This window comes from Aeromonas sp. 600886, assembly GCF_049174935.1.
In the GTDB taxonomy this organism is placed as follows: domain Bacteria; phylum Pseudomonadota; class Gammaproteobacteria; order Enterobacterales; family Aeromonadaceae; genus Aeromonas; species Aeromonas veronii_A.
Genome location: NZ_JAAKUB010000002.1, coordinates 76,866 through 97,406, shown reverse-complemented (window position 1 = coordinate 97,406; position 20,541 = coordinate 76,866). Strand labels below are relative to the sequence as shown.

Annotated in this window: 15 protein-coding genes and 1 riboswitch; of the genes, 7 read left to right on the top strand and 8 right to left on the bottom strand. The window is 59.7% G+C overall.

All coding sequences use genetic code 11. The features are described 5' to 3' along the window. The first annotated feature begins 11 nt into the window (after positions 1–11). On the top strand, positions 12–1,412 hold the full coding sequence (gene melB / locus G5179_RS02320; RefSeq protein WP_421257799.1) for a melibiose:sodium transporter MelB: 1,401 nt from the start codon (positions 12–14) through the stop codon (positions 1,410–1,412). A 58-nt stretch (positions 1,413–1,470) separates the two neighbouring features. Beyond that, positions 1,471–3,057 (top strand): hypothetical protein, encoded by a 1,587-nt coding sequence (locus G5179_RS02315; RefSeq protein ID WP_421257798.1) that lies wholly within the window; start codon positions 1,471–1,473, stop codon positions 3,055–3,057. A gap of 51 nt (positions 3,058–3,108) precedes the next feature. Here the strand turns inward: G5179_RS02315 and melR are convergent, their stop codons facing one another. The 6 genes from melR to G5179_RS02285 form a co-directional block, all read right to left on the bottom strand. Continuing rightward, positions 3,109–4,029: a transcriptional regulator MelR gene (gene melR / locus G5179_RS02310; RefSeq protein WP_421172683.1), complete on the bottom strand. Its 921-nt coding sequence runs from the start codon at positions 4,027–4,029 to the stop codon at positions 3,109–3,111. Positions 4,030–4,222: 193 nt separating this feature from the next. After that, complete coding sequence (locus G5179_RS02305) at positions 4,223–5,404, bottom strand: MalY/PatB family protein (RefSeq protein WP_421257797.1); 1,182 nt, start codon at positions 5,402–5,404, stop codon at positions 4,223–4,225. A gap of 1 nt (position 5,405) precedes the next feature. Beyond that, positions 5,406–6,869 carry a Na+/H+ antiporter NhaC gene (gene nhaC / locus G5179_RS02300; RefSeq protein ID WP_421205577.1) on the bottom strand — a complete coding sequence of 488 codons (1,464 nt, stop codon included), beginning with the start codon at positions 6,867–6,869 and terminating at the stop codon, positions 5,406–5,408. A gap of 114 nt (positions 6,870–6,983) precedes the next feature. Further along, positions 6,984–8,006, bottom strand: a complete 1,023-nt coding sequence (locus G5179_RS02295) for a LacI family DNA-binding transcriptional regulator (RefSeq protein ID WP_236346307.1) — start codon at positions 8,004–8,006, stop codon at positions 6,984–6,986. A 270-nt stretch (positions 8,007–8,276) separates the two neighbouring features. Continuing rightward, complete coding sequence (locus tag G5179_RS02290; RefSeq protein ID WP_005340085.1) at positions 8,277–8,453, bottom strand: hypothetical protein; 177 nt, start codon at positions 8,451–8,453, stop codon at positions 8,277–8,279. 506 nt (positions 8,454–8,959) lie between these two features. Continuing rightward, on the bottom strand, positions 8,960–10,237 hold the full coding sequence (locus tag G5179_RS02285; protein WP_019446508.1) for a cation:proton antiporter: 1,278 nt from the start codon (positions 10,235–10,237) through the stop codon (positions 8,960–8,962). Positions 10,238–10,453: 216 nt separating this feature from the next. Here G5179_RS02285 and metH point away from each other — a divergent pair, with 216 nt between their 5' ends. Both metH and rimK read left to right on the top strand, forming a co-directional pair. Then, the gene (gene metH, locus G5179_RS02280) at positions 10,454–14,149 is read left to right on the top strand and encodes a methionine synthase (RefSeq protein WP_421257851.1); all 3,696 of its coding nucleotides are present in this window, start codon (positions 10,454–10,456) and stop codon (positions 14,147–14,149) included. 231 nt (positions 14,150–14,380) lie between these two features. Beyond that, on the top strand, positions 14,381–15,277 hold the full coding sequence (rimK, locus tag G5179_RS02275) for a 30S ribosomal protein S6--L-glutamate ligase (RefSeq protein WP_005340088.1): 897 nt from the start codon (positions 14,381–14,383) through the stop codon (positions 15,275–15,277). 95 nt (positions 15,278–15,372) lie between these two features. On the opposite strand, the gene G5179_RS02270 is transcribed toward rimK, so the two are convergent. Together G5179_RS02270 and G5179_RS02265 are read right to left on the bottom strand one after the other, a co-directional pair. Beyond that, the gene (locus G5179_RS02270; RefSeq protein WP_421257796.1) at positions 15,373–16,617 is read right to left on the bottom strand and encodes a sensor histidine kinase; all 1,245 of its coding nucleotides are present in this window, start codon (positions 16,615–16,617) and stop codon (positions 15,373–15,375) included. Continuing rightward, complete coding sequence (locus G5179_RS02265) at positions 16,614–17,282, bottom strand: response regulator transcription factor (RefSeq protein WP_005340090.1); 669 nt, start codon at positions 17,280–17,282, stop codon at positions 16,614–16,616. The genes G5179_RS02270 and G5179_RS02265 overlap by 4 nt, the downstream gene beginning before the upstream one ends. An 88-nt stretch (positions 17,283–17,370) precedes the next feature. On the opposite strand from G5179_RS02265, the gene G5179_RS02260 reads away from it, so the two are divergent. The 3 genes from G5179_RS02260 to aerA all read left to right on the top strand — a co-directional run bounded on the left by G5179_RS02260 (position 17,371) and on the right by aerA (position 20,089). Next, complete coding sequence (locus G5179_RS02260; RefSeq protein WP_005340092.1) at positions 17,371–17,793, top strand: hypothetical protein; 423 nt, start codon at positions 17,371–17,373, stop codon at positions 17,791–17,793. An 86-nt stretch (positions 17,794–17,879) separates the two neighbouring features. Beyond that, positions 17,880–18,365 (top strand): hypothetical protein, encoded by a 486-nt coding sequence (locus G5179_RS02255; protein WP_421257795.1) that lies wholly within the window; start codon positions 17,880–17,882, stop codon positions 18,363–18,365. A gap of 260 nt (positions 18,366–18,625) precedes the next feature. Then, a complete protein-coding gene (gene aerA, locus G5179_RS02250) occupies positions 18,626–20,089 on the top strand; it encodes an aerolysin AerA (protein WP_181363612.1) in 1,464 nt (487 codons plus the stop codon). Between the two features lie 269 nt (positions 20,090–20,358). Beyond that, positions 20,359–20,471: riboswitch (TPP riboswitch) on the top strand. Positions 20,472–20,541 lie beyond the last annotated feature (70 nt).

Here is a 20,541-nt window from a genome sequence, read left to right as displayed (position 1 = left end):
GGAGATAAACCATGAGCGTCTCGCTGAAAACCAAGTTGAGCTATGGCTTCGGGGCCTTCGGCAAGGATTTTGCCATCGGCATCGTCTACATGTACCTGATGTTCTATTACACGGATGTGGTGGGGGTGTCGGCTGCCTTCGTCGGCACCATCTTTCTGATTGCCAGGATTTGGGATGCGGTCAATGACCCCATCATGGGGTGGATTGTCGACAATACCCGCAGCCGTTGGGGCAAGTTCAAACCCTGGATACTGATAGGTACAGTGGTCAACTCCATCGCCCTGGTGATGGTGTTCAGTGCCCACTATTTCGAAGGGACGGCCCTGCTCGTCTATGTGGCCATCACCTACATCCTGTGGGGCATGACCTATACCCTGATGGATATACCCTTCTGGTCGCTGGTGCCAACGTTGACCATCGACAAGCACGAGCGCGAGGCACTGGTTCCCTATCCCCGCTTCTTTGCCAGTCTCTCCTGGCTTATTACCGGTGCCATCGGCCTCAAGGTAGTGGACTATTTTGGCCAGGGGGACAAGGCCCACGGTTTTCTGATGTTCACCTTCATCCTGGTCGCCTTCTTTCTTGTCTCGACCCTGGTCACCCTGCGCAATGTGAAGGAGCGCTACAGCTCGGCCGCGACCCCCACTGTCAGTCAGCAGCGCACCACCATCATGGATTCGGTCAAGCTTATTTTCCGCAACGATCAGCTCACCAGCGTGCTGTTTATGGCGCTCTGCTACAACGTGGCGAACAACACCATCACCGCCTTCGCCATCTACTACTTTACCTATGTGATTGGTCAGGAGTCCCTCTTTCCCAGCTTCATGATGTACGGGGGCATCGCCAACCTGATCACCCTGATGATCTTCCCGCGGCTGGCCCGCTTCATCTCGCGGCGGGTGCTCTGGGCGTTGGCCTCACTCTGCCCCATAACGAGCTGCCTGATGCTGATGTATATCGGTTTCATTGCTCCCCAGAATGTCGCGCTGATCATCCTCTCCGGCATCCTGCTCCACATAGGTACCGCCCTGTTCTGGGTGCTACAGGTGATCATGGTCGCCGACACGGTCGACTATGGCGAGTACAAGCTTGGCACCCGCAACGAGAGCATCGCTTACTCGGTGCAGACCATGGTGGTCAAGGTTGGCTCGGCCTTCGCCGGCTTCTTCATCGGTGTCATGTTGACTCTGGTCGGTTATGTCCCCAATGCGGTGCAGAGTGCCGAAACCCTCTTCGGCATGCAGGCCATCATGGTGGTGCTGCCGGCCATCTTCTTTGCCCTGACCCTGTTTGTTTACTTCCGCTTCTACAAGCTCAACGGCCACTACCAGAGCAAGGTGGTAGATCATCTGATGTGCAAATATGAATCCGAAAGTATCGAGGCCAAGCAGGCGCAGGCGGCGGCCAGCTGATCTCTTTCACCTATAACGCCGACCTTGGGGTCGGCGTTCATCATCAAAGGAGTTGAACATGGGATATCCAATGAGTCGCCGGGCCCGTCTCTCATGCGCCATGATGGCGGCAGGCATCGCTACCCTCTGTGCGCAGCCGGCGGTCGCCGCCGGAGTGGAGGCTGCATCGCAACCGGCCGTGCATCTCAGCTCTTCCAGCACCGAACTGGCGGAAGGATTCAACTGGGCGGCCGCCAAAACGGCGCAGTTCATCATGACCGGCCAGCGTGGCGTCACCAACAAGGACGAGTACCACCCGGAGGGGGATGGCACCGGCCTGCATGACTACATCCCCTCCTACTGGGCCGGCTATTACGATCGCACGGCCTTTTACGGACGCGACTTTGCCCATCAGGTTGCCGGTGCCGAGATTGCTGGCTGGCGCGCCGAGAACTTTTCGATGTTCAAGGTGTTTGCTCGCAATGCCACCGACGCGCGCAAGTGGTATACCCTCTGGGCCTTCAACTTTGATGGCTCTCCCCACACCATCGACTACAAGGACGACAGCTGGTTCGTGCGCGAGGTGCCCGCCCAGTTCGAGTTGGTGGAGAAGGCTTACCACGCCTACCTCTGGAGCGGCGATCGCCGCTATATCGAGGATCCCGAGCTGTGGTCCTTTTACGGCAAGGTGCTGACCGACTTCATCGCGCTGCATGATGAGCAGCACCCCAACGGGATCGCCGAGGGCAAGGGAGGTATTTTCCAGGGATCCTGCACCTACAACGAGCGGGGTGAGCACCCGATAGAGGCAGCCGATGCCATCGGCTCCCAGTATCAGGCGACGCTGGCTTATGCCGCTATGCTACAGGCTCGCGGTGAAAAGCGGGCGGCGCAAGTCTGGCAGCGCAAGGCGGTGCTGCTGAAGCGCTACTTCAACGAGGAGTGGAGCCGGGTTGCCGGGGATGAGCAGGGCCACTATGCCCGCATCCTCGACAGCAATCTCAGCAAGCGCAACGATTTTGGCAAGGAGAACAGCTGGTTTATTCCGATGAAGCGGCTATCTGAGCCGGGGCCGCGCAATGACCGCTATCTCGACTTTATCAGCGAGATGGTGGGTGAGGGGATCGGCTCGACACCACAGGCACCCGCCAACATCGAGGCCTACACCTATCTGCCGGATACCTATTTCCCCTATCAGCGCAACGAGGAGGCGTGGCGCTGGATGCGCTACATTCTGGCCAAGCGAAATCTCCCCCATGAGCGGCCTAGTCAGGGCACCAATGGCGACTATCCGGAGATCTCCTTTACGCTGGTGTCGCAGACCGTGGAGGGGATGATGGGGGTTGAGCCGGATGCGGCCGCGCACCGGGTGGCAACCCTGCCCCGATTGCCCGCTTTCATCGACTGGGTAGCCATCGAGCAACTGCCGGTCGGGGCCCACCGGTTGTCACTGCGCCATGAGGGCGTTACCGCCAGCAAGTTGGGCAACACGGGGCCGCGCGCGCTGTTCTGGGAGGCCCGCTTCCCGGGCAACCACGGATTCCTGCTGGTGGATGGCAAGCAGCGCAAGGCGCGTATGCAGCGCCTCAACGGAGTCACTGTGAGTGCGGTCGAGGTGACTGTGCCGCCGGGTGGACGAGTGAATGTATCGGTACCGTCCCGCTAAGCGGGGAGAGATTGAGTCAGGGGGGCGTGAGCCCCTTTTTTATTTGGGAATTTACTGCGAAGAGTTGGCCCGTTCCCGACTCAGTTGGCGGTAGCGACTCGGTGTCAGCCCCAGATAACGCTGGAAGGTCTCATAGAAGCGGCTGCTGGAGTTGAAACCTGCCGTCAGTGCGACATCGAGGATGGTGCGGTCGGTATCGCTGAGCAGGGCTCTGGCATGGTTGATCCGCATCGCGGTGACGTACTGCTTGATGCTCATCTGCATCACCTTCTGAAACAGCCCCATGGCGTAGTTGGGGTGCAACCCAACATGATCGGCCAGCTCCCTGGTGGTGAGCGGGGCATCATGGTGGGCGGCAATGTATTCGAGCATCTGCTGCACATGGAACTGGGAGTGTTTCGAGGCACCCGTCGTCGTCCCCTGATTGCTGTGGTTGGCGAGCAGGCGGCTCCAGCCATCCAGCCCTAGGCGCCGCAACATCAGGCAGATCTCGTCGGCAACCAGTTGCTGACGGCCAGGGTCATCCATCCGGCTCTCCGTGACCCAGCGGGTCAGTTCAAACTCGCTCACCAGCATGGCTGATCGCGACTGCAGTACGCCGCCATGGGTGACCTGATTCAGCAGCTCCCGATTGATGGGCCAGGAGAGAAACAGATGGATCGGTATATTGATGAGGCCCATTTGCGAGCAGTGGCCGATACGGGTCAGCTGATGGGGAATGGCCGCCCAGAACAACCCTGCATGCCCTGCCGCCAGGGTAAAGGATTGGCCATTCATGGTGTACTCCACATCGCCATCGAACGGGATGTTGACTTCCACCTGGCCATGCCAGTGGTAACCGGCCATCTCGTGGGGAGCCCGCAGTTCCACATCGATCGCCTCATAAACGGAGTAGAGCGAGAGGGGGCTGCTTAGCCCCTCATCGGTCTCGTGCACGCTGGAAAAGTAGGGGCGTTCAAGCTTCGTCATCATGCAGGCATCGTTATCAGGTGGATTGAAGAGACCCTGTTTGTATCACCATTCCGAGTCTCTGCCTGTGGCGGTCGTTCCGTTATTGCATCTTGTGGTGCACCAGAGCGGGAAACTGCCGGTGAACTCACAGTTGGGGTATGCAGGAGACAGCGGGGTTGCATGCTCTACCCCTGTTGTCCCCTGCTCTGCGATGTCATCTGGACACCAGCCGCTCCAGTCCGGTGAGTGCTTGTTCCAGATAGCTGCGCGGGCAGCCCAGATTGAGGCGAATAAAGCCCTGCCCCCCTTTGCCAAAGCCGATCCCCATCGACGGGACAACTCTCGCCTCTTCGATAAGCCGCTGTTTCAGCTCATCGTCATCCAGCTCCAGCTGGCGGCAATCGATCCAGGCCAGATAGGTGGCATCGGCCTCCATCAGTTGCAGACGGGGCAACCGGGTTGCCAGCTGCTCGGCAAACCAGTGGCGATTGTCTGTCAGATAGGCGAGCAGCCCGTTTAGCCATGCCTCGCCGTGCTGATAGGCCGCAGTGGCAGCCTCCATGGAGAGCGCATTGAATACATCCAGACCATGGGCATCGAGACGCTGTTTGAAGCGCTGGCGCAGCGCAGGATCCGGGATGATGAAGTTGGAGATGCGCAGCGAGGAGAGACCGAAGCTCTTGCTGGCAGAGGTCGCTACCACCATGTTGGGCAGCAAATGGGGCGGCAGGGAGAGCACCGAGGTATGCCGATGGCCAGCCAGTTGCAGATCGGCCCAGATCTCGTCTGATACCAGCGTCACGCCGTGCTGCTGGCACAGGGTCGCCAGTTCATAGAGCTCGGTGAACGTCCAGCTCCTGCCGGTCGGGTTGTGGGGATTGCAGAGGATCATCATGGCGGGGTGCTCCACCATGAAGAGACGTGCCAGCTGCGGCAGATCCATCTCGTAGCGATTCCCTTTTCGCAGCAACGGGTTATCTAGCAGTCGTCGCTCGTTTAGCGCGATGATCTTGGCAAAGGAACCATAACAGGGGCCCTGGACCACAATCCCTTCTCCGGGTTGTGTCAGCATTTGCAGTAGCAGCGAGATGCCGGGGATCACCCCCTCGACGGAGTGGATCCACTCCCGTTCTATGGTGATCTGATGGCGCCGGGCAAACCATTGTTGTATGGCGCTGAAGTAGTCATCCCGTCGCTCGCTGTATCCGAATACGCCGTGGGCGACCCGCCGTTGCAGTGCCTGCTGCACGGTTGGTGGACAGGCAAAGTCGAAATCGGATACCCACATGGGTAGCAGATCGCTGCCGTCGATGCCAAGGTACTGGGGCATACAGTCCCATTTGATGGAGTTGGTATTGTGGCGATCAATCACTTGGTCAAAGTTGTGCTCCGGCATCTTATCGCTCCTCCGCCACTGTCATGGTCCGCGGCTCCTCTGTCACCTCTTTCCGGTCTGCATGGGCGATGCCAATACCGGTAAAGCCGTAGCCCAGGGCAAAGAAAAGGGCGGCATAGCACTGGATGGCCCAGGGGAGGTAATCGAGCGTCGGGATGCCAAGGGTGCCCGCCATATAGACACCAGCAGCCGTCCATGGGATCAGGGGCTCAATCACGGTGCCCGCATCCTCTATGGTGCGGGAGAGGTTCTTGGTATCCAGCCCCATGCGACGGTAGGCGTCCTGAAACAGCTCGCCCGGGATGAGCAGGGCCAGCTTGCCGTCACTGGTGGCACCGGTGACCAGCAGGGTGGTGGCAATGGTCGAGGCGATCAATTGGCCAGTGGAGTGAATAAGGGTCAGCAGGCGATTGATGATGAGGTCGAGCGCCCCCGTCAGGGTCAGTACACCGGCAAAGGAGAAGGCGCAGAAGACCAGCAGAATGGTGCTCATCATCGAGAACATGCCACCGCGATTGAGTAGGCGGGGGATATCGGGGAGCAGCTGGCTGACGTCATGACCCAGCGGGGTGAACATGGTGAGGTTGAAGCCGTCGATCAGGGCATTGAAACCGGACTGTAGCGGCAATCCCTGCAACGTAATCCCGAGGATAATGGCGATGGCGCTGGCCAGCAGCATCAAGGGAATAGTGGGCTTCTTGGCGATCGCCCCCCACAGCACAATCAGCGGGGGCAGCAGCAGGAGAGGATTGAAGTGGTAGAGCTGCTCCAGTGTGGACAGGATGGTGATGACCTTCTCCGGTGTGGCCACCTCTTCACCGATGACTGAAAAACCGGCGACGAAGAAGACGCCGGCAGCCAGCAGGAAGCTGGGCAGCGTGGTCCAGAGCAGGTGCTGGATATGGGCGTAGAGGGTGGTATCGGCCACAATGGCGGCGAAGTTGGTCGAATCGGAGAGAGGAGAGATCTTGTCGCCGAAATAGGCGCCTGACACCACGGCCCCGGCTGCCGCTGCCAGCGAAACATCCAGACCGTGCGCAACCCCCATCAGGGCTACCCCGACGGTGCCTGCTGAGCCCCAGGAGGTACCGGTACAGACCGAGACCAGACTGGTGATGAAGAAGGCCGCAATGAGAATGTATTGCGGGCTGATCAGCTTGAGCCCCCAATAGACCATGTAAGGGATGGTGCCGCTGAACATCCAGCTGCCAATCAATCCACCCACACAGACCAGGATCAGAATGACCGGCATCGCCTTGGCCAGCTTCTGGACGATGGACTGGATGATCTCGTCCCAGCTATATCCCTGCCAGCAGGCGAGCAGTGCTGTGAAGATGGCGGACAGCAGGAGCAGTGGCTCAATGCGCAATCCCATCAGAACATAGCCAACGATCAGGAGCCCCAGCATCACCAGAATGGGTAATGTGGCAAGCCCCAGGGTCAGGGTCTTTCTCTCTTGTTTCATCACAGTTGATCCATCGCTTCAGAACATGGCGCCATTGTGGGGCGAGCAGCCTGGTGGAAATGTGAGCCTTGCACGCCAGCCATGTAACCGGTTACATGGTGTTCTGGAACGTGATCATGGTCGCAGAAGGGGAGGTTGCGTCAGGGGGATAACCGACTCGCGAATGACCAGTGCAGGGGTGAACTCATGGATCTCCGGGCCCGGGTCCTGCTGTTGCAGTCGGGTGATGGCCAGCTCGGCAGCCCGTTTGGCCATGGTCTCAATGGGGTAGTGCAGAGTGGTCAGTGTCGGGTAGAGGTAGCGGGCCAGCATGATGTCATCGAACCCGATAATCGACAGGTCTTCAGGGATCCGTCGCCCGCATTTTCTCAGGTGCGACATCATGCCTGCCGCCATCACATCGTTGAAAGTGAGCACGGCGGTTACCTCGGGGCACTCAGCAAGCAAGCGCGCCGCCGCCTGTTCGCCCCCCTCCTCGGTAAAGGGCTGGCTGATAACCCACTGTGGTTTGAGTGCCAGATGATAGTGAGCCATTCCTTGCTCATATCCCTCCAGGCGGAGCTGCCGATCGGCGATGGGCAAATCACAGGTGATGAAGCCGATCCGGCGATGACCTTGAGCCACCAGATGGTCGACGGCGGCTCGGGTGCCTGCCCGGTTGTCCAGCCAGACACTGCGGTGAGCCAGCTCGGGCAGATAGCGATTGATGGGAATGAGTGCTGGCATGTGTGAGGCGTAACGGAGCAGCAGTTCGTCAGAGAGGCGAGTGGTATGGGCAACGATGGCTTCGCAGCCCTGATTGATCAGAAACTCGAGCCCATACTGCTCCTGCTCGCTTTGATGGGACCCGCTACAGACCATCAACCGAAAGCCGTGCTGCCGGCTGATGGCTTCTACTCCGCGGGCCAGTCTGGCAAAGAAGGGATCGGCCAGATTGCCGGTCAACAGGCCGAGCATATTGCCGCTGCGTTTTGCCAGAGCCACTGCCGCCATGTCGCGTCGATAGTCGAGCGCACGCATTGCTTTCTCTACCCGTTCCCTGGTCGCCGGTTCAACATGGGCAGAGTTATTGATCACTCTTGAGACGGTTGCCGTCGAGACCTTGGCGAGGGTTGCGACCTGTCTGATGGTGGCCATCTGATTGCCTTGTTCATACTCCGGAGATAAGGGGCTCTCTTATAACGACAACTCGGTATGTCAGCTACCTCTTGCGGTTCGCTTTACTGCGATTTGTGATCGGAGTGGCACATTGGTGGTTTGCAAGGCGAATGAGATAAAGAGGCTAAGGGAAGGAGCAGAGACGATGCGGGGTGTACTATCACCAGATGATGGCGGAGGGGGATAAGCAAAGAGGCCGCCGTGAGTTGCGGCCTGTCTGCATCGGGCGCTGCCGGAGGGCAGGCAGGATCAGTTGAGGTCTTCGATGGAGAACTCGCCAGCGATACCATCACAGGAGATGGCGAAACCGCCGCTGAAGCGGGTGCTGAACTGGATCAGAAACGCATCATTGTCGTGCTCTTGCACAGGCAGGTTGATGGGCTTGCTGCGACGCAGGGGCTTGTGTGTTTGTACTGCTTTCATCATGGTATTTCTCTATATAAATTAGGTGTTTGCTCCTTGTATTGGCAAATGTCAGGTCAATGGGCGCGGTCGATTGGGTGAACGACAAGCGCGCAGGAATACCCAGCCCGGTTAAAGGGCGTCTGCACTTTCAAGGAATATGCTGATGCATAAATCAAATTGGGTGGGCAGATCGGGTCTGCACCGTGAGAGCCGGGCAACGCAGGCAGACAGCCTGACGGTTCTCAAGGCGAGTAAATCAGAAGAAGGTTATGCGGGTACTGGCAGGATTCATCGTGAGGTGAAGCATTGCAGGATAAACATAAACAGGGCTGATTAACTAGCCGACGCGCATTCTCTCCTCGAAATGAATAAAAAGCAAACAATAATTTGCCAATGTTGAAGTCAGTACGCTTTTCCTCTGTGTAATCAAGGGGCTATGAGCAGCAAATATTCGCATCTATCCGCCATAAAAAGAGGGCTCCCGACGGGAGCCCTCTCTCATTCTGCAACCAGCACAGTGGGCCGACTCAGTAGTCGCCACAGGCCTTCTTGGCGGCCGTGATCATCGGGGTGATGGTCATGCCTTGCACCACGATGGAGAACATCACCACCGAGTAGGTCATCACCAGGATGACCTCCCGCAGGTCGACGCCATGTTCCGGGATCATCATGACGCCGGAGGGGAGTGCCAGCGCCATCGCCATGGCCAGACCACCGCGCAGGCCACCCCAAGTGAGGATCCGTACCGAGAAGGTGTTGTAATTGCGGAATCGGCGGAAAGCCACATAGGGCAGCGACACGCTGATAAAGCGGGCACCCAGGCAGAGCGGTACCGCAATGACCAGCAGGATCCAGTCACGCCAGGCGAGATCCAGCAGTACCAGCGCCAGACCGATCAGCAGGAACAGCAGGGCGTTGAGGAACTGGTCCATCAACTCCCAGAAATGATCCAGGTGATGGCTGCTCTGCTCGGAGAAGCCGGAGTGACGGGTCCAGTTGCCGATCATGATGCCGGTGACCACCATGGCCAGTGCGCCGGAGACGCCGATCATGTTGGCAAAGGCAAAGCCGGCGGTCGGGATACAGAGGGTCAGCAGCAGCTCCAATGAACCGTCATCGGTGGCGCTGATCATCACGTGGGCGATAAGGCCCAGCACGGCGCCGAACAGGATGCCACCGAGAGCTTCGTGCAGGAACAGACCGGCCACGCTACCGAAGGTGGGCTCGACACCGCCAAAGGCGACGGCAAACACGGTAGCGAAGATGACGAGGCCGACACCGTCGTTGAACAGGGATTCCCCTTCGATCTGGATGGCGATCTGGGGTGGCGCTTTCATCTTCTTGACGATGGCCAGTACGGCAATCGGGTCAGTGGGGGAGATCAGCGCGCCGAACAGCATGCAGTAGACCAGCGGCAACTCCCAGCCCAGCAGCTTGGCGATAAACCAGAAGCCGTAGCCGATGAGGAAGGTGGAGAGCAGGGTGGCAATGATGGCCAGAATGGTGATCTCCCACTTCTGGCTACGCAGCGCCTTGAGGTTGATGCCGAGGCCACCGGCGAACAGCAGGAAGCCCAGAATCCCCTTCAGCAGGAAGTTCTGGAAGTCGATGCTCTCCATGGTCTTGACGGCAAGAGGTTCCAGGTTGAACCAGCCCAGTTTGCCAAACAGCACCAGCAGTGCGGAGATCAGCATGGAGCCCGCAGTAATGGCGATGGTGGTCTGGATCTTCACAACATACTGGTTGGCAAAGGCGATAAAAATCGCCAACGCTGCCAGAAAACAGAGTGTGTAGTAGACGCTCATAGTTATTTTTTTCTCATTGGTAGACAGCAAGCACGTATCCCTATGCAGGACGGGCATAGGTTACTCTCGGGCCCTATGTTACTCATTACCCATAAATGAGTATATGGTGGCGCATTTGGACTGATAGACGGCTAGATTTCCATTTTATTTGTTTGCTGTTAGGATGCTGTTTACGCAGTTGCATGGATGTAAGAGGAACACGCGGTGTCGAACGTAATGTCGAGCAGAGAGCCGAGCAAGCAGTCGGACGTAACAAAGAAGCTGGAAGCCTGCCTCAGGGAGCGGATCCTGATCATCGACGGGGCCATGGGTACCATGATCCAGGGCTACAAACTCGGGGAGGCGGATTATCGGGGTGAGCGGTTTGCCGACTGGCATACCGATATCAAGGGCAACAACGATCTGCTGGTGCTGACCCGTCCGGCGGTGATCCGCGAGATCCACGAGCAGTATTGCGCTGCCGGGGCCGACATTCTCGAGACCAACACCTTCAACGCCACTCGCATCGCCATGGCCGATTACGAGATGGAAGAATTCTCGGCCGAGATCAACCGTGAAGCCGCCCGTCTGGCCCGCGCCGTGGCAGACGAGTGGACGGCAAAAGATCCCGCCAAGCCGCGTTTCGTGGCAGGGGTGTTGGGCCCCACCAACCGTACCGCCTCCATCTCGCCGGATGTGAACGATCCCGGCAAGCGTAACGTCACCTATGACCAGCTGGTGGCGGCCTACACCGAATCGACCCATGCCCTGATCGAGGGCGGCGCCGATATCATCCTGATCGAGACCATCTTCGATACCCTCAACGCCAAGGCGGCCGCCTTCGCGGTGGAAGGGGTGTTCGAGGCGCTGGGCTACAGCCTGCCGGTGATGATCTCCGGCACCATTACCGATGCCTCCGGCCGTACCCTTTCCGGCCAGACCACCGAAGCCTTCTACCATTCGTTGCGCCACGTCAAACCGGTGTCGTTCGGCCTCAACTGTGCGCTGGGCCCGGACGAGCTGCGCCAGTATGTGGAGGAGTTGTCGCGCATCAGCGAATCCTGCGTCAGCGCCCACCCCAACGCCGGTCTGCCCAATGCGTTCGGCGAGTACGATCTCGATGCCGTCGAGATGGCGGAGCATATCCGCGAGTGGGCCCAGAGCGGCTTCCTCAACCTGGTCGGCGGTTGCTGCGGCACCACCCCGACTCATATCCGCGCCATGGCCGATGCCGTGGCGGGCATCAAGCCGCGTGTGCTGCCCGAGCTGCCGGTGGCCTGCCGGTTGTCGGGCCTCGAGCCCCTTATCATCACCCCTGAATCCATGTTCGTGAACGTGGGGGAGCGCACCAACGTCACCGGTTCGGCCAAGTTCAAGCGGCTGATCAAAGAGGGGCTCTACGACGAGGCGCTCGACGTTGCCAAGCAGCAGGTAGAGAACGGTGCCCAGATCATCGACATCAACATGGACGAGGGGATGCTGGACGCCGAAGCGGCCATGGTGCGCTTCCTGAACCTCATCGCCGGTGAGCCGGATATCGCCCGGGTGCCGGTGATGATCGACTCCTCCAAGTGGGAGGTGCTGGAAGCGGGCCTCAAGTGCGTGCAGGGCAAGCCGGTGGTCAACTCCATCTCCATGAAAGAGGGGGAGGAGAAGTTCATTCAGCAGGCGAAACTGCTGCGCCGCTACGGCGCCGCCGTCATCGTGATGGCGTTCGATGAAGCGGGGCAGGCCGATACCCGCGCCCGCAAGTTCGAGATCTGCCAGCGTGCCTACCGGATCCTGGTGGATCAGGTCGGTTTCCCGCCGGAAGACATCATCTTCGACCCCAACATCTTCGCGGTAGCGACCGGCATCGACGAGCACAACAACTACGCGGTGGACTTCATCGAGGCGGTGAAGGACATCAAGACGCACCTGCCCCACGCCATGATCTCCGGCGGCGTCTCCAACGTCTCGTTTTCGTTTCGCGGCAACGAGCCGGTGCGCGAAGCCATTCACGCCGTCTTCCTCTACCACGCCATCAAGAACGGCATGGACATGGGGATCGTCAACGCCGGTCAGCTCGCCATCTATGAAGACATTCCGGCGGAGCTGAAAGAGAAGGTCGAGGCGGTGGTGCTCAACCTCAATGACAATGCCACCGAGGAGCTGCTGGCCATCGCCGAGAAGTATCGCGGTGCCGGTGCCCAGGCTGAGGATCCGCGGGATCAGGAGTGGCGCAGCTGGCCGGTGGGCAAGCGGCTGGAGCACGCACTGGTCAAGGGGATCACCGACTTTATCGAAGAGGATACCGAAGAGGCGCGCGCTGGCGCCGAGAAGCCGCTGCACGTCATCGAAGGGCCGTTGATGGATGGCATGAACGTGGTCGGCGACCTGTTCGGCGCGGGCAAGATGTTTCTGCCGCAGGTGGTGAAGTCAGCGCGGGTGATGAAGCGGGCGGTGGCCTATCTGCAGCCCTATATCGAGGCGGAAAAGTCGGGCGGCTCCAGCAACGGCAAAATCGTGCTGGCGACCGTGAAAGGGGACGTGCACGACATCGGCAAGAACATCGTCGGGGTGGTGCTGCAGTGCAACAACTTCGAGATTGTCGACCTCGGGGTCATGGTCTCCTGCGAGACCATTCTCAAGACTGCGCGTGAGGTCGGCGCCGATATCATCGGGTTGTCGGGTCTCATCACCCCGTCCTTGGACGAGATGGTGCACGTGGCCAAAGAGATGGAGCGTCAGGGCTTCAAGCTGCCGCTGCTGATCGGTGGTGCTACCACCTCCAAGGCGCACACTGCGGTGAAGATCGAACAGAACTACTCGGAGCCAGTGGTCTATGTCTCCAACGCTTCCCGCGCGGTGGGGGTGGCCCAGAGCCTGCTTAGTCCGGATCTCAAGGAGGCGTTTGTCGCCCGCATCGACAAGGAGTACGAGATCGCCCGGGATCAGCATGCCCGCAAGCAGCCGCGCTCCCGCCCGGTCAGTCTGGCCCACGCCCGCGCTAACCGGCATCAGCTGGATTGGGTTGGCTACCAGCCACCCAAGCCCCACGAGCTCGGGGTGCAGAAGTTCGAAGATGTGGCCATTTCGGTGCTGCGCCCCTACATCGACTGGACGCCGTTCTTCCTCAGCTGGGAGCTGGCGGGCAAGTATCCGCGCATCCTCGAGGACGAGATCATCGGCGAGGAAGCGACCAAGCTGTTTGCCGACGCCAACGCCATGCTGGACCAGCTGGAAAAGGATCAGAGCGTGCGCTGCGCCGGGGTGGTCGGCCTGTTCCCGGCCAACGCGGTAGGGGACAGCATCGAGGTCTACAGCGACGAGTCCCGCACCGAGGTCATCAAGGTGCTGCATCACCTGCGCCAGCAGAGCGAGAAGCAGGGCTTCCCCAACTACTGTCTGGCGGACTATGTGGCGCCGAAAGAGAGCGGCAAGCCCGACTGGATCGGCGCCTTCGCGGTGACCGGCGGCATCGGTGAGGAGGCCATCGCCAAGGCCTACAAAGCGCAGCACGATGACTACAATGCCATCCTCATCCAGGCGGTGTGTGACCGTCTCGCCGAGGCCTTCGCCGAGTATCTGCACGAACAGGTACGCAAGGTTCACTGGGGCTATGCTCCCGACGAGGCCCTCAGCAACGAGGAGCTGATCCGCGAGAACTATCAGGGCATCCGCCCGGCCCCCGGTTATCCGGCCTGCCCGGAGCACACCGAAAAGGGGAGCATCTGGGAGCTGCTGGATGTCGAGCAGGCTATCGGCATGCAGCTCACCGAATCCTACGCCATGTGGCCGGGTGCGGCGGTGTCGGGCTGGTACTTCTCCCACCCCGAGAGCAAATACTTCGCGGTGGCGCAGATCCAGCAAGATCAGGCGGAAGATTACGCCGTTCGCAAGGGGATGACGCTGGCCGAGGCCGAGCGCTGGTTGGGGCCAAACTTGAACTGATTTCCGCGTGACATCGGTTGATCTTTAACGAGAAACGGCGGCATCCTTGCTTGGGTTGAACAACCTGCGCAGAGCCGCCGTTTAACCTGTTGGTCACAGTGATGTGGTAGCGTGCGGTTTGGTGTGGTTTGTCTTGTTGTCAGGATAAACAATTGGCGTTGTCTTGGCGCTGTGGCACCTTATACTCTCCCGCCCCATCCTGCCCAGGCACAGCCTTCTAGCGGAATTGTCATGAAGATCGCCATTTTATCCCGTGAGCCGAAAAACTACTCCACCCGCCGTCTGGTCGAGGTGGCACAGGCGCGCGGTCATCAGGTAGAGGTGCTCGACACCCTGCGCTGCTATATGAACATCGCTTCCCACAACCCCTCCATTCACTACGAGGGTGGGGAGCTGGGAAGTTATGACGCCGTGATCCCCCGGATCGGTGCCAGCATTACCGCCTACGGCACCGCCGTGCTGCGCCAGTTCGAGATGATGAACACCATGGCCCTCAACAGCTCGGTGGCCATCAGCCGTTCCCGCGACAAGCTGCGGGCGATGCAACTGCTCTCCCGCCATGGCATCGGCCTGCCCATCACCGGCTATGCCCACAGCACCCACGACGTGCCCGACCTCATCACCATGGTGGGCGGTGCGCCGCTGGTGGTGAAGCTGCTGGAGGGAACCCAGGGGATTGGCGTGGTGCTCTGCGAGACCCAGAAAGCCGCCGAGAGTGTGATCGAGGCCTTTATCCAGACCAACAACAACATTCTGGTGCAGGAGTATATCCGCGAGGCCAATGGCGCCGATATCCGCTGTCTGGTGGTCAACGGCAAGGTGGTTGCCGCCATGCGCCGTCAGGCCCAGCCGGGAGAGTTTCGCTCCAACCTGCACCGTGGCGGCACCGCCGAGGCGATCAAGATCACCCCGGAAGAGCGCGCCACCGCGGTGCAGGCCGCCAAGATCATGGGACTGGATGTGGCGGGGGTGGATATCCTGCGCAGCGCCCGTGGCCCGCTGGTGCTGGAGGTCAACTCTTCCCCCGGCCTGCAAGGGGTGGAAGCCGCCTCGGGCAAGGATGTGGCCGGCAAGATCATCGAGTTCCTCGAACTCAAGGCGAGCCGCAAGAACAAACCGGCGGAGTGAGCCGCGGGCTTGCATCCGTCAGATAGAAACAGGGCGCCCTCGGGCGCCTTGTTGCTATCTGGCTGGTGGGTTGGCGGTGCCACTGCGCCCTCACCCTAACCCTCTCCCAAAGGGAGAGGGAACTGTTCGGCAGTGATCATTGCCAGCCGGGCGCTGAAAATTCCGTCCTTCAGCCGGGTATCGATCTGCCAGCCCAGCTTCTCGCAGATGCGCTGAATGATGGTGAGGCCACAGCCGTAGCCGAGGATCTGATCCGGCGCCGCCGCCGTCGGGTTGCTGATGGTGAGCACCGGGCCACACAGCTCGATGTCGATATGTCCTTCGGCATAGCTCAGGGCATTTTTCAGCAGGTTGCCGAGGGCAATGGCGAGCAGGGAGAGGGGGGCGTTTACTTCGCTGCTCTCGTCCAGATTAAGCCGGATATCGAGGGCCTCCCGCTGCAACAGCGGAGCGAGGCGGGCCAGCTCCTGACGGATCAGCGGGGTCACCTGCTGCAGTGGCCGCTCCACCGCCTCCTTGCGGCCCAGCAGCAGGAAGGTCTCGGTGAGCAGCGCCATCTCGTCGGCGGCGGCGCGGATGCGGGTGGTGGCGCGGGCGGCCGGTGCGGGCAGATCTGTTACCTTGCCGAGCAGGGCGGCCGAGCCCTGGATCACCATGTTGGGGGTGCGCAGCTCGTGGCTGGCGAAGCGACTGAACTCCTGCTCGCGAGCAAACACTGCGCTCACCTCCTGCTTGCCAGCCAGCAGCGCCAGCTCGATATCCCGCAGCTCCTGCCAGGGGGCGTCGGGTTCGAAATCCGCCTGATCCGGGGTGAGGTGGGCGACCCTCTGTTGCAGCCGTTGCAGCGGCCCTGTGATATGGCGCACCAGCCAGATGCCGAAGCCGAGGCAGCCCAGCAGCAGGGTCACCCCGATCAGCCGGGTCGCCAGATGCAGCTTGTCTTCGTAGGGATCCAGGTAGTCATCGGCGTCGTCATTGAAGACCAGATAGAGCAGTCCCTCGCCGGAGGGGTGACGGGCCACCAGAAAGTGTTTGTCCTCCTTGCCCAGCTGATGCTCGAAAAAGCCGGGTGTCTGGTAGCGCTTCAGCCACTTCGGCAGGCGTCCCGCCTCGGTCCAGTAGCTGGAGAACTGTCTGGGGCTCGGGGCGGCGGCCGCCGGGCCGAGTCGCAGCCAGTCATCGCTGTAGCGGGTTACTTCGGCTTCCAGCCAGTGGCGCAGGCTCAGCTCTTCCATCTTGTCCTCGGCCACCAGCATCAGGCCGGAGAGCAGGATCAGCAGCACCACCCCGGCGCCGCCGAGCGCCATGATCAGGCGGCGACGCAGGCTCGGCAGGCTCATGCGCTCACCAGTCGGTAGCCCTGGCCGTGGAGGGTCTCCAGCATGGGGGTGGGGAAGGGTTTGTCGAGCGCGTTGCGCAGGGCGTAGATATGGCTGCGCAGGGCATCGGAGTCGGGCTCCTCATCCCCCCAGACGGTGTCGAGCACCTCCTGACGGCTGACGATGGCGGGGGCGCGGCGGGCCAGCAGGGCGAGGATCCGGAACGGGATCTTGCCGAGCTTGAGGGGCTCTCCGGCGCGGGTGGCGCGGCCGCTGGCGACATCGACCGTCAGATCGCCAAAGCTGATGGCCCCCACATCGCCGCGCGGGCCACGCAGGCTCAGGGCTTGCAGTCGCACCTCCAGCTCCTCCATGGCGAACGGCTTGACCAGATAGTCATCCCCTCCAGCCTTGAAGCCCGCCAGCTTGTCTTCCAGGCTGTCGCGGGCGGTGAGAAACAGCACGGGAGTGGCAATCCCCTGCTCGCGCAGGCGCGCCACCGTGCTGAGGCCATCGAGGCGCGGCATCATCACATCCATGATGATGACGTCAAAACGCTGCTCCTCCAGCAGTTGCAGCGCCGCCTGACCGTGATAGGCACAATCAAGGCGGTGACCGGCCAGCTCCAGATAATCCATGATGGTTTCCGCCACCTGAGGATTGTCTTCCACTACCAAAATCTTCATGCTTTGCTCTCCTGGTTGGCGAGCGTTTCACGCTCTTTTCACACCGGATTCGGCATCCTGTTTGCCAGTGTAACCCCGAGGATCCCTGATGAAGAAGTCTCTCTGCGCCCTCCTGCTGCTGATTTTGTTGCCACTTGGCACCGCACAGGCGACCGAATTCAAACTGACCGGCCGCACCACCTGGCAGCTTGGCCAGTTGATGGTCAACGGCATGCCGTTCGTGATCGACGACCAGACCCGCTTCAAGGATTGGCTCAACGAGGATGATCTCGGCGGCACCTGGGTCGAGATGAAGGGGGTGGTGGAGAACGGCGTGCGTTATGTACGCAAGGTCGAAGCCCTCGACGAAGATGACAAGGACGAGATGGATCTGGAGGGGCCGGTGGAAGGGGGGCGGATCTGGGGCTACACCACCTCGGACAACAGTCTGGCGCCGTTCGAAGGGCGCTGGCTGGAGCTGGAGTGCAAGTTTGACGGCATGCGCCTGAGCCGCTGCCGCGAGGATGACTGATCCGATCTCTGCGTTCCGATTAGAAATGCTCCCGAATGAAGCCCATGCTTGTCCAGCATGGGCTTTTTGTTCAGGGACGAACGAAGATGGAACAATCGAGAAAGTGGTGTGCATGGATGCTGGGTGTGCCGCTCTGGGCAGCGCAGGCGGGAGCCGATGAATTGTGGCTGGTGGAGCTGGAGCACAGCGACGGCATCCGCCTGCAATTTCAGGGGGCCGAGGTGGAGCAGGGCAGTGCCGCCGTCTGGCGGCAGGGGGAGATTTGGCCACAGCCACTCAAACCCGGCGACCAGCTCGCCCTGCTGGTCACCGATGGCGTTGCCACCCGGATTGAGCAGCTGGCCGCCAGAGCTCCGCTGGCCAATCAGCCCTGGCAGCGGGCGCAAGATCGCCTGCAATCCTTCGATGACCGGCAGCTCACGCTGGCCACCCTGGGCACTGTGCCACTCAATCCGCAGGTGCGCTGGGTCAACGGCTCGGCCGCCGATCTGCATGCCGGGAGCGAGCTGGTATTGATCCGTTCGTCGGATGGAATATTGCAGGGAATTGAAGTGATCAATCCGGAAGAGTAATTCAGCATCTTCTTATTTAATATGGTTTCACCATATTGTGGCAGGCATTAAATAATGACTGTCACAATATTTATGATTTATTCCTCAATAAAGTCATCGCTCTAATTATTTTCCAGTATCACCATTATTTTGTTTGTCATGGATGTTTTTTGGTGGTTTATTTTATTTGTGTCAGGTTTTGTCGGAGTCCATACCTGTCAAATGAAAAAGGATATTTCTACACAATAACAATTATCGTATGTCTGAAAGAGGGATAAATGATGAATAGAATAATTACCGCCAATCTGGCGTTTTTGGCGTCTTCATTGATGCTCGCTCAGGTGCAGGCGGCTGAACCTGTCTACCCTGATCAGGTCAAGTGGGCGGGTCTTGGCACGGGCGTCTGTGCCAGTGGTTACCGTCCTCTGACCCGCGATGAAGCCATGAGTATCAAGGGTAATCTGGTCAGCCGCATGGGGCAGTGGCAGATCACCGGGCTGGCGGATCGCTGGGTGATTATGGGGCCGGGATATAATGGCGAAATCAAACAGGGCACTGCCGGAGAAACCTGGTGTTATCCCAATTCACCGGTTTCCGGAGAAATACCAACACTCTCTGACTGGAATATTCCGGCGGGTGATGAGGTCGATGTGCAATGGCGGCTTGTCCACGACAATGATTATTTTATCAAGCCAGTCAGTTATCTCGCCCATTATTTGGGATACGCCTGGGTGGGTGGAAATCATAGCCCCTATGTCGGAGAAGATATGGATGTTACCCGGGTTGGCGATGGCTGGCTGATAAAGGGAAATAATGACGGCGGCTGCTCCGGATATCGTTGTGGGGAGAAGAGCTCCATCAAGGTAAGCAACTTCTCATATACCCTGGAACCCGACTCCTTCAGCCATGGTCAGGTCACCGAGAGCGGCAAGCAGCTGGTCAAGACCATCACGGCCAATGCGACCAACTACACGGATCTGCCTCAGCAGGTGGTGGTGACCCTGAAGTACGACAAGGCCACCAACTGGTCGAAGACCGACACCTACAGCCTGAGCGAGAAGGTGACCACCAAGAACAAGTTTCAGTGGCCGTTGGTGGGGGAAACCGAACTGGCCATCGAGATTGCAGCGAGCCAGAGCTGGGCCTCCCAGAAAGGGGGCTCGACGACCGAGACCGTCTCGGTTGAAGCGCGCCCCACGGTGCCGCCTCACTCCAGCCTGCCGGTGCGGGTTGCCCTCTACAAGTCCAACATCTCCTACCCCTACGAGTTCAAGGCCGAGGTCAATTATGACCTGACCATGAAGGGCTTCCTGCGTTGGGGCGGCAATGCCTGGTATACCCATCCTGAGAATCGTCCGACCTGGGAGCACACCTTTGCCGTCGGCCCGTTCCGCGACAAGGCGAGCAGCATTCGCTACCAGTGGGACAAGCGTTATATCCCGGGTGAAGTGAAGTGGTGGGACTGGAACTGGACCATCAGCGAGTATGGTTTGTCGACCATGCAGAATAACCTGGGTCGTGTGCTGCGCCCGATCCGTTCGGCGGTGACCGGTGACTTCTATGCCGAGAGCCAGTTTGCCGGCGATATCGAGATTGGTCAGCCCCAGACCCGTTCCGCGGCCTCTGCCCAGTTGCGCAGTGCCTCTGCCGATGAGGTGGCGCTTACCGGTGTGGATCTGGATAGCGAGGCCCTTGCCAACGAAGGGTTTGGCAATGTATCCCTGACCATAGTTCCGGTTCAATAACCTCCCTCGCAGGCCCCTTTCATAGGGGCCTGTTTCTGCTCTGCGCAAGACGATGCACTTGCCTGCGCCCCTCGATTTTCCCTCTTTTTTCCTCTTGTCCCTGCATGATCACAGCGGGAATCTGTGGCTTGCCAAGGGGATGCCAACGCAGGTTTGACCTCTGTTTGGGGTGGCCCCGTGAGCGAGGCATTGTTCACTCATTTGTTGAAAGAGGTGTGTTGGCCAGATTGTTAACGGCTTGTGCTTTAAATTTTCCCCCTTATACTGGCGCCATCTTGTCGGAGTGCTGACCGTCGAACGACGCGAAGCTGAGACCGTTAATTCGGGATCCGTGGAACCTGATCAGGTTAAAACCTGCGAAGGGAACAAGGGTAACTTGCGGGTTACCGCGCCGGGGGAGGAACAAGCCTCTTCCGCTCATCGAAGGGATCACTCTTGATGGGTCAGGGCGC